Consider the following 16,092-nt stretch of genomic DNA (forward strand, 5'->3'; position numbering starts at 1 on the left):
CGCGAAATGGTTGCTACGAGGTGCTCGCAGCGGCGAAAAAATATGAAATAGACAGCAGATCTGATCGCATCTTGACCTGCTGCCCTTTTGGCATCGAGGATGAAGAATTAGCCAGTAAATATTGGGCTACTTCAGACCATCCTTAAGTCATAGGGTTGTAACTGTTGGTGAGATCGCTCACGAATTTAAAATAAGTGCTGAGTATAACTCTGCGTATGATGGCTTTTCTGGAATAGTGAAGTCGGTTCAAGAGGAGGCGTTCAAGTCGTATATGCATGGTACTTCAGAGGAATACTCGGTTGTACTTAGAAAGGAATTGACATCGTCAATAGTGAATTGTTTATGTCGGGACATAGTGTTGTTGGTGAGGGGGAATAGTCAGGGACTTGGCTACAGAACAAAGGGTAAGCTCGCTGAGGGGTTAAAAAACTACTATTTAGAGCTGTTTTAAGGAAGAAGGATGTGCAGCATTATGAAAGGCGTGGTGAGAAAATCATTAGCGGACTTTTTGAAGTGTTATCTGATACGAACTATAATAAAAATAACACTCTATTGCCTGCGGAGCTTCGTGGACGATCTGATGATAAAAGTCGTTTGGTAGTTGACTATATTGCTGGAATGATGGATGCATTTGCTGCGCAAGAGTATGAGAGATATTTTGGAAAGGGCTCTTTAGAAAAGATATTTGGTTGAAGGTATTTATCCGGCACGCTTTAAAGCGTGCCGTTTTTGTATAGCGCCATGCTGTCTCCTTTCATATGTTTTTACTGATTTTTATTAAATGGCTTGGCGTATCTTTTTCTTGCATTTTGTTTTTGCAATAGAAGTATCGCCATGGCACACTTCGGTATTATTCCGCTGTTTCATATATCTTTCCGTTGTAGCGGATTTTTTGATCCTTAAATTGCTTGACATACATCGCGGGCTTTCCTTGTTTAAAGCCGTTTTCACTGTTTCGTTGGCTTCTATTGTGGGTGCCCCCAGATGGTAGACGGCAATCTGGATCGCGTGGTCTCTGGCTGGGCAACCCGGCGTTGTCCATGCACCACAGCATTCCCCAAAACAGTGTTTTATGGTCAACCTTCAATCTTTCACTCAGGAGAAACACCTATGAGCATTACCCGCTACGGCACCGGCAGCACCGCCGGCGGTGGCCAACCCCGTCCTTTCGCCCGTGCCGTTGAGGCCGATGGTTGGTTGTATGTGTCCGGTCAGGTGCCGGCGCTGGATGGGGAAATCATCACGGGCGGCATCGTTGAGCAGACCCATCAGACGATGCGCAATGTGGTGGCGATTCTGGAGGAGGCGGGGTACGGCCTGGAGGATGTGGTGCGGGTTGGGGTGTGGCTGGAGGATCCGCGGGATTTCTGGAGTTTCAACAAGGTGTTCGGTGAGTACTTCAAGCCAGAGCATGCGCCGGCGCGGGCCTGTGTGCAGGCCAGCATGATGGTGGATTGCAAGGTTGAGATCGATTGCGTGGCTTATAAGAAGAAGTAGGACTGTAGGCCGCTGATCGCGAGCAAGCTCGCTTCTACAGGGGCGGGTTCGTTGTAGCCGCTGCCGAGCTTTGGCGAGGTAGCGATCGATCTGGGTGGCATTCCGACGAAGCGGGCGCGCGGTCTTGAGATCGTTGAAGGTCCTGCGGACCTTATCGCAGCCTCGCGGGCTCGGCAGCGGCTACAGAGGCGTGGCAAGTGTGAGTGCGCTGCACCATTTGAAGGGGATTGCTTTGACATGACCGAAGACACCATCAAGCGCCGGGCCAAGGGGCTGGACCGGGCGTTCGATATTCTCGATTTCCTCAAGGAGATCGGCCAGCCGTTGCGCCCCAACGATATCGCCAAGGGGATCGGCAGCCCCAAGTCCACGGTGTACGAGCTGGTGGCGTCCTTGCTGGAGCGGCGGGTTCTGGAGCCGGTGGGCCAGGACGGGCATGTGTACCTGGGGCGGCAGTTGTACTTCCTGGGGCAGGCCCATCTGCGCCATTTCGACCTGACTCGCGAGGCCGACTCGGCCTTGCAGGAGATTGTCAGCCAGACCCGCGAGACCGCGCAGATGTGCCTGCTCAACGGGCGCAAATACACGGTGGCGCTGATGAAGGAGGGCGAGCGGCATTTCCGCATCTCCTCGAATATCGGCGAGAACGCGCCGATTCCCTGGACCGCTTCCGGGCGGCTGTTGCTGGGGCATTTGAGCGATGAGCAGATCGTCGAGTTGATCGACGAGCGCGACTTTATGCTCCCCGACGGGGAACGCCTGCCTGTGGCGACCTTCTTGAAGGAAATCCGTCAGGCCACGCAGGACGGTTTCTTTTCCTTCGACAGTGTGGCCGACACCTTTACCCATTGCTTCGCCGCTCCGGTGCGGGACGAGCGCGGGGTGTGCATCTGCACCCTGTGCATCGTCGCGCCACGGGCCGATGCCCAGAACAATTACGCCGACTACCGCCGGGTGCTGATCGACAGCGCGAATCGCCTGGCCCGTCGCATCAACGACTAATGCCAGCCCCTGTGGCTGCGCCGTAAGGAGTTCGAATATGTCTTCTGCCTTGATCAATGCCGCGGTGGAAAAGGGCGCCGCTCAACCGGGCGTCAGCCTGGTGCGCGATGTCAGCCTGCCGGCCCTGGTGCTGCACCGCGCGGCGCTGGAACACAACATCCGCTGGATGCAGAAGTTCGTCAGCGACAGCGGCGCCGAGCTGGCGCCCCACGGCAAGACCAGCATGACCCCGGCGCTGTTCCGTCGGCAGCTGGAGGCGGGTGCCTGGGGCATCACCCTGGCCACCGCGGTGCAGACCCGCGCCGCCTACGCCCACGGTGTGCGTCGGGTGCTGATGGCCAACCAGTTGGTGGGCACGCCGAACATGGGGCTGATCGCCGAGCTGCTGGCCGACCCGACGTTCGACTTCTATTGCATGGTCGATCACCCGGACAACGTCGCCGACCTCGGGCAGTTCTTCGCCGCGCGCGGGGTGCGCCTGAATGTGATGATCGAGTACGGCGTGGTCGGCGGCCGTTGTGGCTGCCGCAGCGAACAGGAAGTGCTGGCGCTGGCGCAGGCGATCCAGGCGCAACCGGCCCTGGCCTTGTGCGGTATCGAGGGCTACGAAGGGGTGATCCATGGCGATCACGCGGTCAGTGGCATTCGGGAGTTCGCCGCGTCCCTGGTGCGCCTGGCGGTGCAGTTGCAGGACGACGGGCTGTTTGCCATCGATAAGCCGATCATCACCGCGTCGGGGTCGGCCTGGTATGACCTGATCGCCGAGTCCTTCGAGGCGCAGAACGCCCAGGGGCGTTTCCTCAGCGTGCTGCGCCCCGGCAGTTACGTGGCCCACGACCATGGCATCTATAAAGAGGCGCAGTGCTGCGTGCTCGACCGGCGTAGCGACCTGCACGAAGGCCTGCGTCCGGCGCTGGAAGTCTGGGCCCATGTGCAGTCGCTGCCGGAGCCGGGGTTCGCGGTGATCGCCCTGGGCAAGCGCGACGTGGCCTATGACGCCGGCTTGCCGGTGCCATTGTTGCGCTACAAGCCGGGCGTGGTGCCGGCCAAGGGTGATGATGTCAGTGCCTGCAAGGTCACGGCGGTGATGGACCAGCATGCGTTCATGACGGTGGCGCCGGGGGTTGAGTTGCGGGTGGGGGACATTATTTCTTTTGGTACTTCGCACCCGTGCCTGACCTTTGATAAGTGGCGCACCGGGTTGCTGGTGGATGAGCGGCTGGATGTGCTGGAGAGCATGGAGACCTGTTTCTAAGGCGACCATCGCCGCGTTGCGGCTATCGCGAGCAATCGAGCGTCGACCGGCTGTGTGCGGTCTTCATCGTGCGCGTATGTCCGCATTGCCCTTGTAGGAGCGGCCGGTCGACGATCCGACCTGTCCGCGATGACGTTCTCCTCAACAACAAAAAACTGTCAGAGACGCCTCCCCCATGAACACTTCCAGCACCGGGAAACGCATCGCCCTGACCGGCGAATGCATGATCGAACTGCAACACCGCGCCGACGGCAGCCTGCAACAGAGCTTCGGCGGCGATACCTTGAACACCGCCGTGTACCTGGCCCGTGAACTGGGCGAGGGCGCTTGCGTCGACTATGTCACCGCCCTGGGTGACGACAGTTTCAGCGATGCGATGTGCCAGAGCTGGGCCGAGGAAGGCATCGGCCTGGGCATGGTCCAGCGCCTGCCGGGGCGTTTGCCCGGGTTGTATTGCATCCAGACCGACGCCAAGGGCGAGCGGCGCTTTCTTTACTGGCGCAACGAAGCGGCGGTGCGCGACTGTTTCACCACCTCCGCGGCCGAGCCGATTTTGGCGGCGTTGCCGGCCTACGCGGTGCTGTATTTCAGCGGCATCACCCTGGCGGTGCTCGGCGAGTTGGGGCGCAAGAAGCTGATCGAGACCTTGGTTGAAGCACGCAAGCGTGGGGCGCAGATCGTCTTCGACAACAACTACCGGCCACGGCTCTGGGCCTCGGTGGAGCAGGCGCAGGCGGCTTATCGCGAGGCGCTGGGCTATGTCGATCTGGCGCTGCTGACGGTGGATGACGAGCAGGCGCTGTTCGGTTATGCCGACAGCCAGGCGGTATTGGCGGCCTACGCAGACACGCCGGAAGTGGTGCTCAAGCGCGGCGCTGAACCTTGCCTGCTCCGCTGTGGCGGCGAGTCGTTCGAGGTGCCGGCGCAGCAGGTGGAGCAGGTGGTGGACACCACGGCGGCGGGGGATTCGTTCAGTGCGGCGTATCTGGCGTGTCGACTAAAGGGCGGCAATCCGCAGCAGGCGGCGCAGGCCGGGCATCGCTTGGCGAGCCGGGTGATCCAGGTGCCGGGGGCCCTTATCCCAAGAACCTGAAGCAATCCCTGTAGCCGCTGCCGAGCTCGCGAGGCTGTGATCGGCACCGCAGGGGCCGCAAAACCTGGCGGCGCGGTCTACCTGAAATATTGGGGATACCGCCCTTGCGCCGGCTGCGCCGTCGATCGCAGCCTCGCAGGCTCGGCAGCGGCTACAGGGGCGTGGTCGAAGCGTGGTGAGCGACGCGGTCAATCGCGGTAGAACACCTGCACCAGGTGATAGCCGAACTTGCTCTTGATCGGCCCGTGCACGGTGCGCAGGGGCTTTTTGAAGATCACCTGGTCGATGGCCCCGACCATCTGCCCCGGTCGCACTTCACCCAGGTCGCCGCCGCGTTTGCCGGAGGGGCAGGTGGAGTATTTCTTCGCCAGCACGTCGAAGGCTTCGCCCTTGGCGATGCGCTGCTTGAGCTGTTCGGCCTCTTCGGCGGTTTTCACCAGGATGTGGCGGGCTTGGGCTTTCATGGGGCAATTACCTTGGAACGGTGCGGACGGCGGGGGCGGATTATGCCTGAAATCAGCCCTGCCGGCCGATCATCTGACGAATCTTCTGGGCCAGCGCCTCGATGGAAAACGGCTTGGCGATCAGGTCCATGCCGGCGTCGAGAAAGCCCTGGCGCTCGGCGGCTGTTTCCGCGTAACCGGTCATGAACAGCACCTTGAGTTCCGGCCGCCGCTGGCGGGCGATCTCCGCCAGTTGCCGGCCGTTCATGCCCGGCAGGCCGACATCGGTCACCAGCAGGTCGACGCGCCGCTCGGACTCCAGCAACGGCAAGGCGCTCTTGGCGTCCTCGGCCTCGAAGGCGCTGTAGCCCAGTTCGCTCAGCACGTTGAGTACCAGCATGCGCACCGCCGGGTCGTCCTCCACCAGCATCACCGATTCGCCGGCCACCGCGTACGGCGCTTCGACGCTGGCCGGTGCCGGGCTGGCGGTTTGGGCGACGCTGTACAGGCGCGGCAGGTACAGGCGCACGCAGGTGCCCTGGCCCGGCTCGCTGCTGATGGTCAGGTGGCCGCCGGATTGCTGGGCGAAGCCGTAGATCATCGACAGCCCCAGGCCCGTGCCCTGGCCGATGGGCTTGGTGGTGAAGAACGGATCGAAGGCCTTGGCCAGCACTCGCGGGGTCATGCCGGCGCCGTTGTCGCTGACGCCGAGCATCACGTAGTCGCCGGCCTTGACCGGTTCCAGGGTGCCCAGGTCGCTGCCGTTGAGGTAGCTGTTGGCGGTCTCGATGGTCAGCACGCCGCCGTCGGGCATGGCGTCGCGGGCGTTGATCACCAGGTTGAGCAGGGCGTTTTCCAGCTGGCTGGCGTCGCTGTTGATCGACCAGACGTTGGCGCCCAGGTTCATCTTCAGCTCGATATGCTCGCCCTTGGTGTGGTTGAACAGGTCCTGTAGCGAACGCACCAGCTGGTTCGGCTCCAGCGGCCGGCGGTCCAGCGACTGGCGCCGAGAGAACGCCAGCAGGCGGTGGGTGAGGGCGGCCGCGCGCTTGGCCGAGGACATCGCCGCTTCGGTGAAACGGCCGATTTCCGCGCTGCGGTCGGCGTCGATGTAGCGCTGCATCAGCTCCAGGCTGCCGATGATGCCGGTGAGCATGTTGTTGAAGTCGTGGGCGATGCCGCCGGTGAGCTGGCCCACGGCTTCCATCTTCTGCGCATGGCGCAGGGCGTTTTCGGCGCGCTCGCGTTCGAACATCTCGCTCTGCAGGCGCTGGTTGGCGGCGGCCAGCGCCTGGGTGCGCTCGGCCACCCGTTCTTCCAGGGTCTCGTTGAGGTTGCGCAGGGCTTCCTCGGTCTGTTTGCGCTCGGTTTCGTCGATCACGAAGATGTAGAAACCATTGATCGCGCCGTCGGCGCCGTAGCGCGGCAGGTACTTCATCAGCGCATGCCGCGCGCGCCCGTCGCGGTGCGGCGAGTTGGCTTCGAAGCTGCAGGGTTTGCCGGCCAGGGCGGCGGCGATCTTGTCGGCGCGGGTGGCGTAGATCTCGTCCCCCACCACTTCGCGGATGGTCCGCCCGTACAGCTCCTGCGGGGTCAGGCCGTACCAGTCGAGGTAGGCGCTGTTGTTCAGGCGAAAGCGCTCTTCGTGGTCGACATAGCCGATCAGCACCGGCATGGCGTTGATGATCAGTTGCAACTCGGTCTGGCTCTGGCGCAGCGCCTGTTCCATCTGCTTGCGGTCGGTCAGGTCCAGGGCGGCGCCGAGGAAGCGCACCGGCCGGCCGTGGTGATCCTTGTAGCAGCGCCCGCGGGCGAAGACCCAGCGGATCTGCCCGTCGGGCTGTTGCAGGCGGTATTCCTCGGCGTATTCGGTGCCGTGGGTGATGCAGTGCTTGATGCTGCGCGCCACCATGCCGCGGTCTTCCGGATGCACGCCCTTGAGGTAGTCGCTGATGGGCAGTTGCCCGGCCTGGGCCAGGTCGATGCTGTGCAGTTGGGCGAAGTGGGCGTCGGCGATAAAGCGGTCGTCGCCGATGTCCCAGTCCCAGGTGCCGACCGCGTCGGTCGCTGCCAGCGCCAGTTGCAGGCGCTCTTCGGTTTCGTGCTGGGCCTTGAGGCTGGCCGCCGAACGCTGCTCCAGTTCCAGGGCGATGCGCCGGCGCTCGTTGGTTTCGATGCTGGTGACCAGGATCCCGGCGACTTCGCCGCTTTCGTCGCGGATCGGGCTGTAGGTCAGGTCCAGCCAGACGTCCGACTCGCGGCCGTGGCGCAGCAGGGTGAAGGGTTTTTCGCTGAAGGTGCGCACCTGGCCTTGCAGCACGGCTTGGTAGATCGGCGCGGTGAAGTCCTGGAGTTCCGGCCAGGTCAGGTGGGTCGACTGGCCGAAGGCGCCAGGGTGCTTGTTGCCGGCCAGCAGGGCGAAACCGTCGTTGTAGATCTGTGTCAGTTGCGCGCCCCACAACAACAGCATCGGCATCGGCGAGTGAATCACGATGTCCACCGCGGTGCGCAGGCTCTGCGGCCAGTGGTCGACCGCGCCCAGCGGCGTGGCGGCCCAGTCCAGCCGGGCAATCAGGGTTTCGGCTTCGCTGCCGGAGGGGGAGGCGTTCATGTCGGGGGTGTCCTGAGCGTGCATCACGTCGGCATTGTAGCCGCTGCCGCAGGCCGCGATCGACGGCGTAGCCGGTGCGAGGGCGGTTTTCCCGATCCAGCAGGTGGACCGGGTTGTCCGGTTTGCGGCCCCTGCGGTGCCGGGCGCAGCCTGCGGCAGCGGCTACAACTGGTACCGCGCCCAGCCCTTGTAGCCGCTGCCGAGCCTGCGAGGCTGCGTAAAGGCCCGCAGGGCCTTCAGCGGTCCTGAGATCGCGCCCCTGCGGGGCGTTCGCAGCCTGCGGCAGCGGCTACAGGGGAACGATCAGTCGCGCAACTCAGGGCGATCGCGAAACTGCTCCAGCGCCTCGGGGTTGGCCAGGGCATCGGTGTTTTTCACCGACAAGCCGTGCACCACGTTGCGCACCGCCAGTTCGACGATCTTGCCGCTGATGGTCCGCGGGATGTCGCTGACCGCGAGGATCTTCGCCGGCACGTGCCTTGGCGTGGTGTTGGCGCGGATCACATGGCGGATCTGCTCCTGCAGGGCGTCGTCCAATTGCACGCCGTCCTGCAGGCGCACGAACAGCACCACCCGCACGTCGTTGTCCCATTGCTGACCGATGGCCAGGCTTTCCAGGACCTGTTCGAGTTTCTCCACCTGGCGGTAGATTTCCGCGGTGCCGATGCGCACGCCGCCGGGGTTGAGCACGGCGTCCGAGCGGCCGTGAATCAGCCAGCTGCCATGGGCCAGTTGCTCGGCGTAGTCGCCCTGGGCCCAGACCCCGGGGAACTGGCTGAAGTAGGAGGCGCGCAGCTTCTCGTGCCGCGGGTCATGCCACAGGCCGATGGGCATGGCCGGGAAATGCCGGGTGCAGACCAGTTCGCCCTTTTCGCCGATCACTGCCTGGCCCTGGTCGTTCCAGACCTCGACGGCCATGCCCAGGCCCTTGCCCTGCATTTCGCCGCGGTGCACCGGCAACAGCGGGTTGCCGATGATGAAGCAGGAAATGATGTCGGTGCCGCCGGACATCGAGGCCAGGCACAGGTCCTGTTTGAACGCGCGGTACACGTAGTCGAAGCTCTGCGGCGACAGCGGCGAGCCGGTGCTGAGCAGGGTCTTGAGGCTGGCCAGGGAATGGCTCTGGCGCGGCTCGATGCCGGCCTTTTCCAGGGCCACCAGGTACTTGGGGCTGGTGCCGAAGACGCTGATGCCTTCCTGGTCGATCAGGTCGATCAAGTGTTCGGGCGCCGGGTGGAACGGCGAGCCGTCGTACAGCAGTACCGTGGCGCCCACCGCCAGGGCGGAGACCAGCCAGTTCCACATCATCCAGCCGCAGGTGGTGTAGTAGAACAGCACTTCGCCGGCGTGCAGGTCGGTGTGCAGGCCGTGCTCCTTGAGGTGCTGCAACAGCACGCCGCCGGTGCTGTGGATGATGCACTTGGGCACGCCGGTGGTGCCGCTGGAATAGAGGATGTACAGCGGGTGGGCGAAGGGTACGGCGACGAACGCCGGCTCGCCGCCGGGGCGGTAGAAGTCGTCCCACAGCGCGACGCTGGCCGAGGTGCGGAAGTCTTCGGCGCGAGCCTCGGGCCGCGCGTACGGCACGATGATCAGCTGTTGCAGGGACGGCAGGCGTTCGAGGATCTCGTTGACCTTGGCCGTCTGGTCGATCTGTTTGCCGGCGTAGCGGTAGCCGGCGCAGGTGATCAGCACCTTGGGTTCGATCTGGCCGAAACGGTCGATCACCCCCTGGGTGCCGAAGTCTGGCGAGGAGCTGGACCAGACGGCCCCGAGGCTGGCGGTGGCGAGCATACCCACCAGGGTCTGCCAGGTGTTGGGCATGCAGGCCGCGACCCGGTCGCCAAGGCTGACGCCGGCGGCCCGCAGGCTCTGTTGCAGGCCGGCGACATGGGCCGCCAGCTGGTTGTAGGTCAGCTGTTCGCGCTGGCCGTTCTCGTTGATCGCGATTACCGCGACACCGTCGTCACGCCGCTTGAGCAGGTGCTCGGCGAAGTTCAGGGTGGCGTCGGGGAACCACTGGGCGGCGGGCATGTTGCGGCCTTCGATCAGCACCGCGCTGGGGGACGCATGGAACTCGACGTCGAAGAAGTCGACGATGGCCTGCCAGAAGTCCTCGCGCCGCTCGATGCTCCATTGGTGCAGGGCGGGGTAGCCGTCGAGGTCCAGGTCGTGACGGTGATTGATCAAGCGCCGGAAGGCTTCCATGCGGGTCTTGCTGATGCGCTCGGCACTGGGTTGCCAGAGTAATTCGGACATGGGTGGCCTCTTGTTTTTCTGCTGCACACACAAAGCGGGTCCAACTCTACCTGTAGCCGCTGCCGAAGGCTGCGATCGACCGGAACGGTCGTGGCGATATCACTGGCGCTGAAAGACCCTTCGGGTCTTATCGCAGCCTGCGGCAGCGGCTACAACGGTTTACTGCGCCAGCCAGCCGCCGTCGATATTCCACGCCGCGCCACGCACCTGGCTGCCGGCCTCACTGCACAAGAATAGGACCAACTCGCCCAACTGCGAAGGCGTGACGAACTCCAGGGACGGCTGTTTTTCCGCCAGCAGGTCGTGTTGCGCCTGTTGCGGATCGACCCCCGCGGCGATGCGGTCGTCGATCTGTTTTTGCACCAGCGGGGTCAGGACCCAGCCCGGGCAGATGGCGTTGCAGGTGACGTTGCTGGTGGCGGTCTCCAGGCCGACCACCTTGGTCAGGCCGATCACCCCGTGCTTGGCCGCCACATAGGCGGCCTTGCCCACCGAGCCGACCTGGCCATGCACCGAGGCAATGTTGACGATCCGCCCCCAGCCCTTGGCGCGCATGCCCGGCAGGCTCAGGCGGGTGCTGTGGAACACCGACGACAGGTTGATGGCGATGATCGAGTCCCAGCGCTCCACCGGGAATTCTTCCACTGCCGCCACATGCTGGATGCCGGCGTTGTTGACCAGGATGTCGACGCCACCGAACTCGTGCTCGGCGTAGGCGAGCATGTCGGCGATCTGCGCCGGGTCGCTGACGTCGGCCGGGTGATGGCCGACCTTGCCGCCGTGGTCTTTATTGAGGCGCGCGACTTCGGCGAGCACCGTCGAGGCATCGCCGAAGCCGTTGAGGATCAGGTTGGCGCCGGCCTTGGCCAGGCTCAGGGCGATCCCCAGGCCAATGCCGCTGGTGGAGCCGGTGACGAGGGCGGTCTTGCCCGCAAGATTGCTCATGAATACCTCACACAATGCCGGTGGCGTAGAAAGTGGCGATCACGACGAAGACGGCCAGGGTCTTGATCAGCGTAATGCAGAAAATGTCCTTGTAGGCTTGGCGGTGGGTCAGGCCGGTGACCGCCAGCAGGGTGATCACCGCGCCGTTGTGCGGCAGGGTGTCCATGCCGCCGCTGGCCATGGCGGCCACGCGGTGCAGCACTTCCAGCGGGATGTTGGCGGCGTGGGCTGCGCTGATGAAGGTCTCCGACATGGCCGCCAGGGCGATGCTCATGCCGCCCGAGGCGGAGCCGGTGATGCCGGCCAGCAGGGTCACGGTGATGGCCTGGTTGACCAGCGGGTTGGGGATGCTTTTCAGCCAGTCCGACAGCACCAGGAAACCCGGCAGGGAGGCGATCACCGCGCCGAAACCGTATTCCGAAGCGGTGTTCATCGCCGCCAGCAGGGCGCCGCTGACCGCGCTCTTGCTGCCCTCGGCGAGCCTGCCGCGAATGGCCGAGAAGCCGAATACCAGGACCATGATGATGCCCACCAGCAAGGCGGCCTGGACCGCCCAGATGGCGGTGAGCTTGGCGACGTCGGTCTGCACCGGGGCGGCCATGCCGGCCAGGGCCAGGCTGTGGGTCTTGCCGTACCACTGGGGAATCCAGTGGGTGAACAGCAGGTTCATCAGGCCCACCAGCAGTAGTGGCGACAGGGCGATCCAGGGGTTGGGCAGCTGGATGTCGGCGGCGGTTTCCGGCTCGTTGCGCAGGTCGCTGCCGTAGCCTTCACCGGCGTTGTGCGCCTTGTTGCGCTGGCGCTGGAGAAACAGCATGCCGGCGCAGAACACGAAGACGGTGCCGATCACCCCCAGCCAGGGCGCGGCCCAGGCGGTGGTGTTGAAGAAGGTGCTGGGGATGATGTTCTGGATCTGCGGGGTGCCGGGCAGGGCGTCCATGGTGAAGGAGAACGCGCCGAGGGCGATGGTCGCCGGGATCAGGCGCTTGGGGATATTGCTCTGGCGGAACATCTCCGCGGCGAACGGGTAGACCGCGAACACCACCACGAACAGCGAGACGCCACCGTAGGTCAGCAGGGCGCAGACCAGCACGATCACCAGCATCGCCTGGCGGGTGCCGAGCAGGCGGATGGCCGCCGCGACAATGGAGCGGGAGAAGCCCGACAGCTCGATCAGCTTGCCGAACACCGCGCCGAGCAGGAACACCGGGAAGTAGAGTTTGATGAAGCCGACCATCTTCTCCATGAACACGCCGGTGAAGGCGGGCGCCACGGCGGACGGGTCGGTGAGCAGGACGGCGCCGAGGGCGGCGATGGGGGCAAAGAGGATAACGCTGTAGCCACGGTAAGCAGCCAACATCAGCAGCGCGAGGGCTGCTAGGGCAATGATCACACTCATGGTGTGTCTCTCCAGGATTGTTATTTTTGTAGGGTGTTGCGGGTGTGGGAGGGGCTATAGCGAGTTTTGTGCCAGATGTTTAAGTGTTTGATTTATAAAGGTATTATTATTTTTATTAGAAGGCTTTGAGGAGTTTTGTCTCTGATCCGGGACATGTTGGCCGGGAAATTTCTATCGCGAGCAAGCGCGCTCCTGCAGGTACGCTGCAAACCCCCTTAGGAGCGAGCTTGCTCGCGATGAGCGCAAAGCGCTCAAGGCTGTCTCTGCATGGAGATTGATGTCTCTTTATTGAGACTCTTCGATCCCCAGTGCCGCCATCTTCTTATACAGGGTCGAGCGCCCCAGCCCCAGGCGCGCCGCGGCTTGCCCCACCTTGCCGCCACAGTGCGCCAGGGCCGAGTCGATCACCTGGCGGTCGAAACGCTCGCGCGCGGCGGCGAAGGTTTCGTTGGCTTGCAGCTCGGCGGCCTGGGGGCTGGTCGCGCGCGGCACCGGGCTGAAGGTACCGATGGCCGCGCGCAGGTCGCCGGCGTTGAGCATCAGGTCGTCGCTGAGCAGGGCGGCGCGTTCCAGGACGTTGCGTAGCTCGCGGATATTGCCCGGCCAGGCGTGCTGGCCGAGCAGGGCCAGGGCATCGGGGGTCAGTTCGTGCTGGCTGCGCAGTTCTTCGAGGATGGCTTCGCTGAGGGCTGGCAGGTCGTCCAGGCGTTCGCGCAGCGGCGGCACCTGGATCGGCAGCACATTGAGGCGGTAATACAGGTCGGCGCGGAATTCGCCGCGCTTGATCGCCGCTTCCAGGTCGGTGGAGGTGGCGGCGATCACCCGCACGTCGCTCTGGATCACCTCGTTGGAGCCCACCGGCTCGAACTCTTTCTCTTGCAGCACCCGCAGCAGCTTGCTTTGCAGGGGCAGGGGCATATCGCCGATCTCGTCGAGGAACAGCGTGCCGCCCTGGGCGATCTGCAGCTTACCGGCGCGGCCCTTGCGGTCGGCGCCGGTGAAGGCGCCGGGGGCGGTGCCGAAGAACTCGGCCTCCAGCAAGGCCTCGGGAATCGCCGCGCTGTTGATGCTGACGAAGGCCTTGTGCGCCCGTGGCGACGCGGCGTGGATGGCCTGGGCCAGCAGCTCCTTGCCGGTGCCGGTCTCGCCTTGCAGCAGTACCGGCGAGTCGGCGCTGGCGCTGCGCCGCGCCCGGCGTTTGACTTCCAGGCTGGCGGCGCTGGTGCCAATGAAGTGGGCGAAGTTGTATTTGGCCTGCCGCGCCCGCAGCAGCGAGCGGGTCGAGGCCAGCTCTTCCTGCATGCTCAGGTAGCGCTTGAGCATCGGCGACAGGCTGCGCAGCTCGTCGAACAGGGCAAAGCCGATGGCGCCGATCACCGCCCCGGCGTCGTCGTGGATCGGCAGGCGCATCACCACCAGCGGGTCCTTGGGGGTGTCCTGCATGTCCAGCAGGATCGGCCGCCCGGTGCGCACCACTTCGCGCAACAGGCTGCCGGGGATCACGCTTTCGCAGGCCTTGCCGATGGCGAAAGCCGCCGACTCCAGGCCGAAGCGCCGGGCGTAGCGCTCGTTCATCCAGACGATATTGGCGTCGCGGTCGACGATCACCGTGCCCTCGCTGGATTGCTCGATGATCTCGAACAGCGAACGGATCGCCAGTTGGCGGACCCGCTGGTAATCCTTGAGGCTTTCGGTGTCGTTCATGGAGGAGGTCCTGAAGGGAGCGCGGCGCCGATTATGCCGGGAATCTTCACAGCGACGCGACCATCAGGGTTGCCGCTATCCCTGTAGCCGCTGCCGCAGGCTGCGATAAGACCCGCAGGGTCTTCCGGCGGCCTCCAGACCCTGCGCCCGCTTCGCGGTCGATCGCAGGCTTCGCCAGCGGCTACAGAGTGGTGCGTCTGTAGGAGTGAGGCTTGCCCGCGATGGGTTCGGCGCGGTGGGCCTGCAATACCGCGGTGCTTGCATCGCGAGCAGGCTCGCTCCTACAGGGGAATGCGGGTTCAGGCCGGGTGGGCGGCGGCCAGCAGTTCCTGGGTGTAGGGATGCTGCGGCGCGTCGAACACTTCGTGGCTGGGGCCGCGTTCGACCACCTTGCCGTCCTTGATCACGATCATGTCGTGGGCCAGGGCGCGCACCACCGCCAGGTCGTGGCTGATAAACAGGTAGGTCAGGCCGTGGCGTTCCTGGAGCTGACGCAACAGCGCCACCACCTGTTTCTGCACGGTGCGGTCGAGGGCCGAGGTCGGTTCGTCCAGCAAAATCAGCGCCGGCTTGAGCACCAGGGCCCGGGCAATGGCGATGCGCTGGCGCTGGCCGCCGGAAAACTCGTGGGGGTAGCGATGGCGGCTGGCCGGGTCCAGGCCGACTTCTTCCAGCACCTGGATCACCTGCTGCTCGCACTGCTGGGCGGTGGACTGGCTGTGCACTTCCAGGCCTTCGCTGATGATCTGCGCCACCGACATCCGCGGGCTGAGGCTGCCGAACGGGTCCTGGAACACCACCTGCAACTGCTTGCGCCACGGCCGCAGCTGCTTCTGGTTGAGGCCGTCGAGGGCCTCGCCCTGGAAGCGGATGCTGCCTTCGGAATCCAGCAGGCGCAGGATCGCCTGGCCGAGGGTCGACTTGCCCGAGCCGGACTCGCCGACAATGCCCAGGGTCTTGCCCCGTTGCAGGCTCAGGCTGATGCCGTCCACCGCCCGCAGGTAGTGCTTGCGCCGGAACAACCCGCCGCCGATCTGGAACTGCACATTGAGGTCGTCCACCTGCAACACCACTTCGCGCTCGTCCCGGGGCAGGGCTTCGCCTTCCGGCTCGGCATTGAGCAGCACGCGGCTGTAGGGGTGCTGGGGCGCGGTGAACAGGGTTTCGCACGGCGCCTGCTCGACAATCTGCCCGGCCTTCATCACACAGACGCGCTGGGCGATGCTGCGCACCAGGTTGAGGTCGTGGCTGATCAGCAGCAGCGACATGCCCAGGCGCTGTTGCAGGGATTTGAGCAGCAACAGGATCTTGCGCTGCACCGTCACGTCAAGGGCGGTGGTGGGTTCATCGGCGATCAGCAGCTCCGGCTCGCAGGCCAGGGCCATGGCGATCATCACCCGCTGGCGCTGGCCGCCGGAAAGCTGGTGCGGGTAGGCCTTGAGCCGTTCCTCGGGTTTCTGGATGCCCACCAGGCGCAGCAGCTCGAGGATCCGCGCCTGGGCCGCCTTGCCGCCCAGGCCCTTGTGCAGCAGCAGGGTTTCGCCAATCTGCTTTTCGATGCTGTGCAGCGGGTTCAGCGAAGTCATCGGCTCCTGGAAGATCATGGCGATGCGGTCGCCGCGCAGCTTCTGCAAGGTCCGTGCTTCGGCACCGAGCAATTCCTGGCCACGGTAGCGGATGCTGCCGCTGCTCTGGGTGTCGCAGTCGGGCAGCAGTTGCAGGATCGAATGGGCGGTCACCGACTTGCCCGACCCCGACTCGCCGACCAGGGCCAGGCACTCGCCGGGGCGGATATCCAGGCACAGGTCGCGCACCACTTTCTGACCGTTGAAGGCCACATTGAGGTCGCGGATTTCGATCAGGTTGTCAGTCATTTAACAGTCC

11 protein-coding genes and 1 pseudogene are annotated in these 16,092 nt (G+C 64.2%); 5 read left to right on the plus strand and 7 right to left on the minus strand.

The features are described from left to right. Window positions 1-432 precede the first annotated feature (432 nt). The 5 genes and pseudogenes from CRO75_RS33160 to CRO75_RS30470 all read left to right on the plus strand — a co-directional run. A pseudogene (locus CRO75_RS33160) lies at window positions 433-693 on the plus strand (hypothetical protein); the annotation flags it as partial. A 417-nt stretch (window positions 694-1,110) separates the two neighbouring features. Next, the gene (locus tag CRO75_RS30455; RefSeq protein WP_097140268.1) at window positions 1,111-1,497 is read left to right on the plus strand and encodes a RidA family protein; all 387 of its coding nucleotides are present in this window, start codon (window positions 1,111-1,113) and stop codon (window positions 1,495-1,497) included. Between the two features lie 237 nt (window positions 1,498-1,734). Beyond that, on the plus strand, window positions 1,735-2,499 hold the full coding sequence (locus tag CRO75_RS30460; protein ID WP_009044425.1) for an IclR family transcriptional regulator: 765 nt from the start codon (window positions 1,735-1,737) through the stop codon (window positions 2,497-2,499). A 37-nt stretch (window positions 2,500-2,536) separates the two neighbouring features. Further along, window positions 2,537-3,754 (plus strand): amino acid deaminase, encoded by a 1,218-nt coding sequence (locus CRO75_RS30465; RefSeq protein ID WP_097140270.1) that lies wholly within the window; start codon window positions 2,537-2,539, stop codon window positions 3,752-3,754. A 175-nt stretch (window positions 3,755-3,929) separates the two neighbouring features. After that, the gene (locus tag CRO75_RS30470; protein ID WP_097140272.1) at window positions 3,930-4,847 is read left to right on the plus strand and encodes a sugar kinase; all 918 of its coding nucleotides are present in this window, start codon (window positions 3,930-3,932) and stop codon (window positions 4,845-4,847) included. 188 nt (window positions 4,848-5,035) lie between these two features. Here the strand turns inward: CRO75_RS30470 and CRO75_RS30475 are convergent, their stop codons facing one another. The 7 genes from CRO75_RS30475 to CRO75_RS30505 all read right to left on the minus strand — a co-directional run bounded on the left by CRO75_RS30475 (window position 5,036) and on the right by CRO75_RS30505 (window position 16,082). After that, on the minus strand, window positions 5,036-5,311 hold the full coding sequence (locus tag CRO75_RS30475) for a peptidylprolyl isomerase (RefSeq protein ID WP_007932676.1): 276 nt from the start codon (window positions 5,309-5,311) through the stop codon (window positions 5,036-5,038). A gap of 52 nt (window positions 5,312-5,363) precedes the next feature. Beyond that, a complete protein-coding gene (locus CRO75_RS30480; protein ID WP_097140274.1) occupies window positions 5,364-7,901 on the minus strand; it encodes a PAS domain-containing sensor histidine kinase in 2,538 nt (845 codons plus the stop codon). 303 nt (window positions 7,902-8,204) lie between these two features. Further along, window positions 8,205-10,160 carry an acetoacetate--CoA ligase gene (locus tag CRO75_RS30485; protein ID WP_097140276.1) on the minus strand — a complete coding sequence of 652 codons (1,956 nt, stop codon included), beginning with the start codon at window positions 10,158-10,160 and terminating at the stop codon, window positions 8,205-8,207. A gap of 159 nt (window positions 10,161-10,319) precedes the next feature. Then, a complete protein-coding gene (locus CRO75_RS30490) occupies window positions 10,320-11,105 on the minus strand; it encodes a 3-hydroxybutyrate dehydrogenase (RefSeq protein WP_097140278.1) in 786 nt (261 codons plus the stop codon). A gap of 7 nt (window positions 11,106-11,112) precedes the next feature. Then, complete coding sequence (locus CRO75_RS30495; protein ID WP_097140280.1) at window positions 11,113-12,504, minus strand: GntP family permease; 1,392 nt, start codon at window positions 12,502-12,504, stop codon at window positions 11,113-11,115. 285 nt (window positions 12,505-12,789) lie between these two features. After that, entirely contained in the window at window positions 12,790-14,208 is a 1,419-nt protein-coding gene (locus CRO75_RS30500) for a sigma 54-interacting transcriptional regulator (RefSeq protein WP_097140282.1), read from the minus strand. 299 nt (window positions 14,209-14,507) lie between these two features. Next, window positions 14,508-16,082, minus strand: coding sequence for an ABC transporter ATP-binding protein (locus CRO75_RS30505; RefSeq protein ID WP_097140284.1), 1,575 nt, complete (start codon window positions 16,080-16,082; stop codon window positions 14,508-14,510). Window positions 16,083-16,092 lie beyond the last annotated feature (10 nt).

It is taken from the genome of Pseudomonas sp. LAMO17WK12:I10, from assembly GCF_900215185.1.
Lineage (GTDB): Bacteria > Pseudomonadota > Gammaproteobacteria > Pseudomonadales > Pseudomonadaceae > Aquipseudomonas > Aquipseudomonas chlororaphis.

What these genes read in the sequence shown, in the direction of transcription:
- CRO75_RS30455 (WP_097140268.1), top strand. Translation starts at nt 1,111, where the DNA reads ATGAGCATTACCCGCTACGGCACCGGCAGCACCGCCGGCGGTGGCCAA.
- CRO75_RS30460 (WP_009044425.1), top strand. Translation starts at nt 1,735, where the DNA reads ATGACCGAAGACACCATCAAGCGCCGGGCCAAGGGGCTGGACCGGGCG.
- CRO75_RS30465 (WP_097140270.1), top strand. Translation starts at nt 2,537, where the DNA reads ATGTCTTCTGCCTTGATCAATGCCGCGGTGGAAAAGGGCGCCGCTCAA.
- CRO75_RS30470 (WP_097140272.1), top strand. Translation starts at nt 3,930, where the DNA reads ATGAACACTTCCAGCACCGGGAAACGCATCGCCCTGACCGGCGAATGC.
- CRO75_RS30475 (WP_007932676.1), bottom strand. Translation starts at nt 5,311, where the DNA reads ATGAAAGCCCAAGCCCGCCACATCCTGGTGAAAACCGCCGAAGAGGCC.
- CRO75_RS30480 (WP_097140274.1), bottom strand. Translation starts at nt 7,901, where the DNA reads ATGAACGCCTCCCCCTCCGGCAGCGAAGCCGAAACCCTGATTGCCCGG.
- CRO75_RS30485 (WP_097140276.1), bottom strand. Translation starts at nt 10,160, where the DNA reads ATGTCCGAATTACTCTGGCAACCCAGTGCCGAGCGCATCAGCAAGACC.
- CRO75_RS30490 (WP_097140278.1), bottom strand. Translation starts at nt 11,105, where the DNA reads ATGAGCAATCTTGCGGGCAAGACCGCCCTCGTCACCGGCTCCACCAGC.
- CRO75_RS30495 (WP_097140280.1), bottom strand. Translation starts at nt 12,504, where the DNA reads ATGAGTGTGATCATTGCCCTAGCAGCCCTCGCGCTGCTGATGTTGGCT.
- CRO75_RS30500 (WP_097140282.1), bottom strand. Translation starts at nt 14,208, where the DNA reads ATGAACGACACCGAAAGCCTCAAGGATTACCAGCGGGTCCGCCAACTG.
- CRO75_RS30505 (WP_097140284.1), bottom strand. Translation starts at nt 16,082, where the DNA reads ATGACTGACAACCTGATCGAAATCCGCGACCTCAATGTGGCCTTCAAC.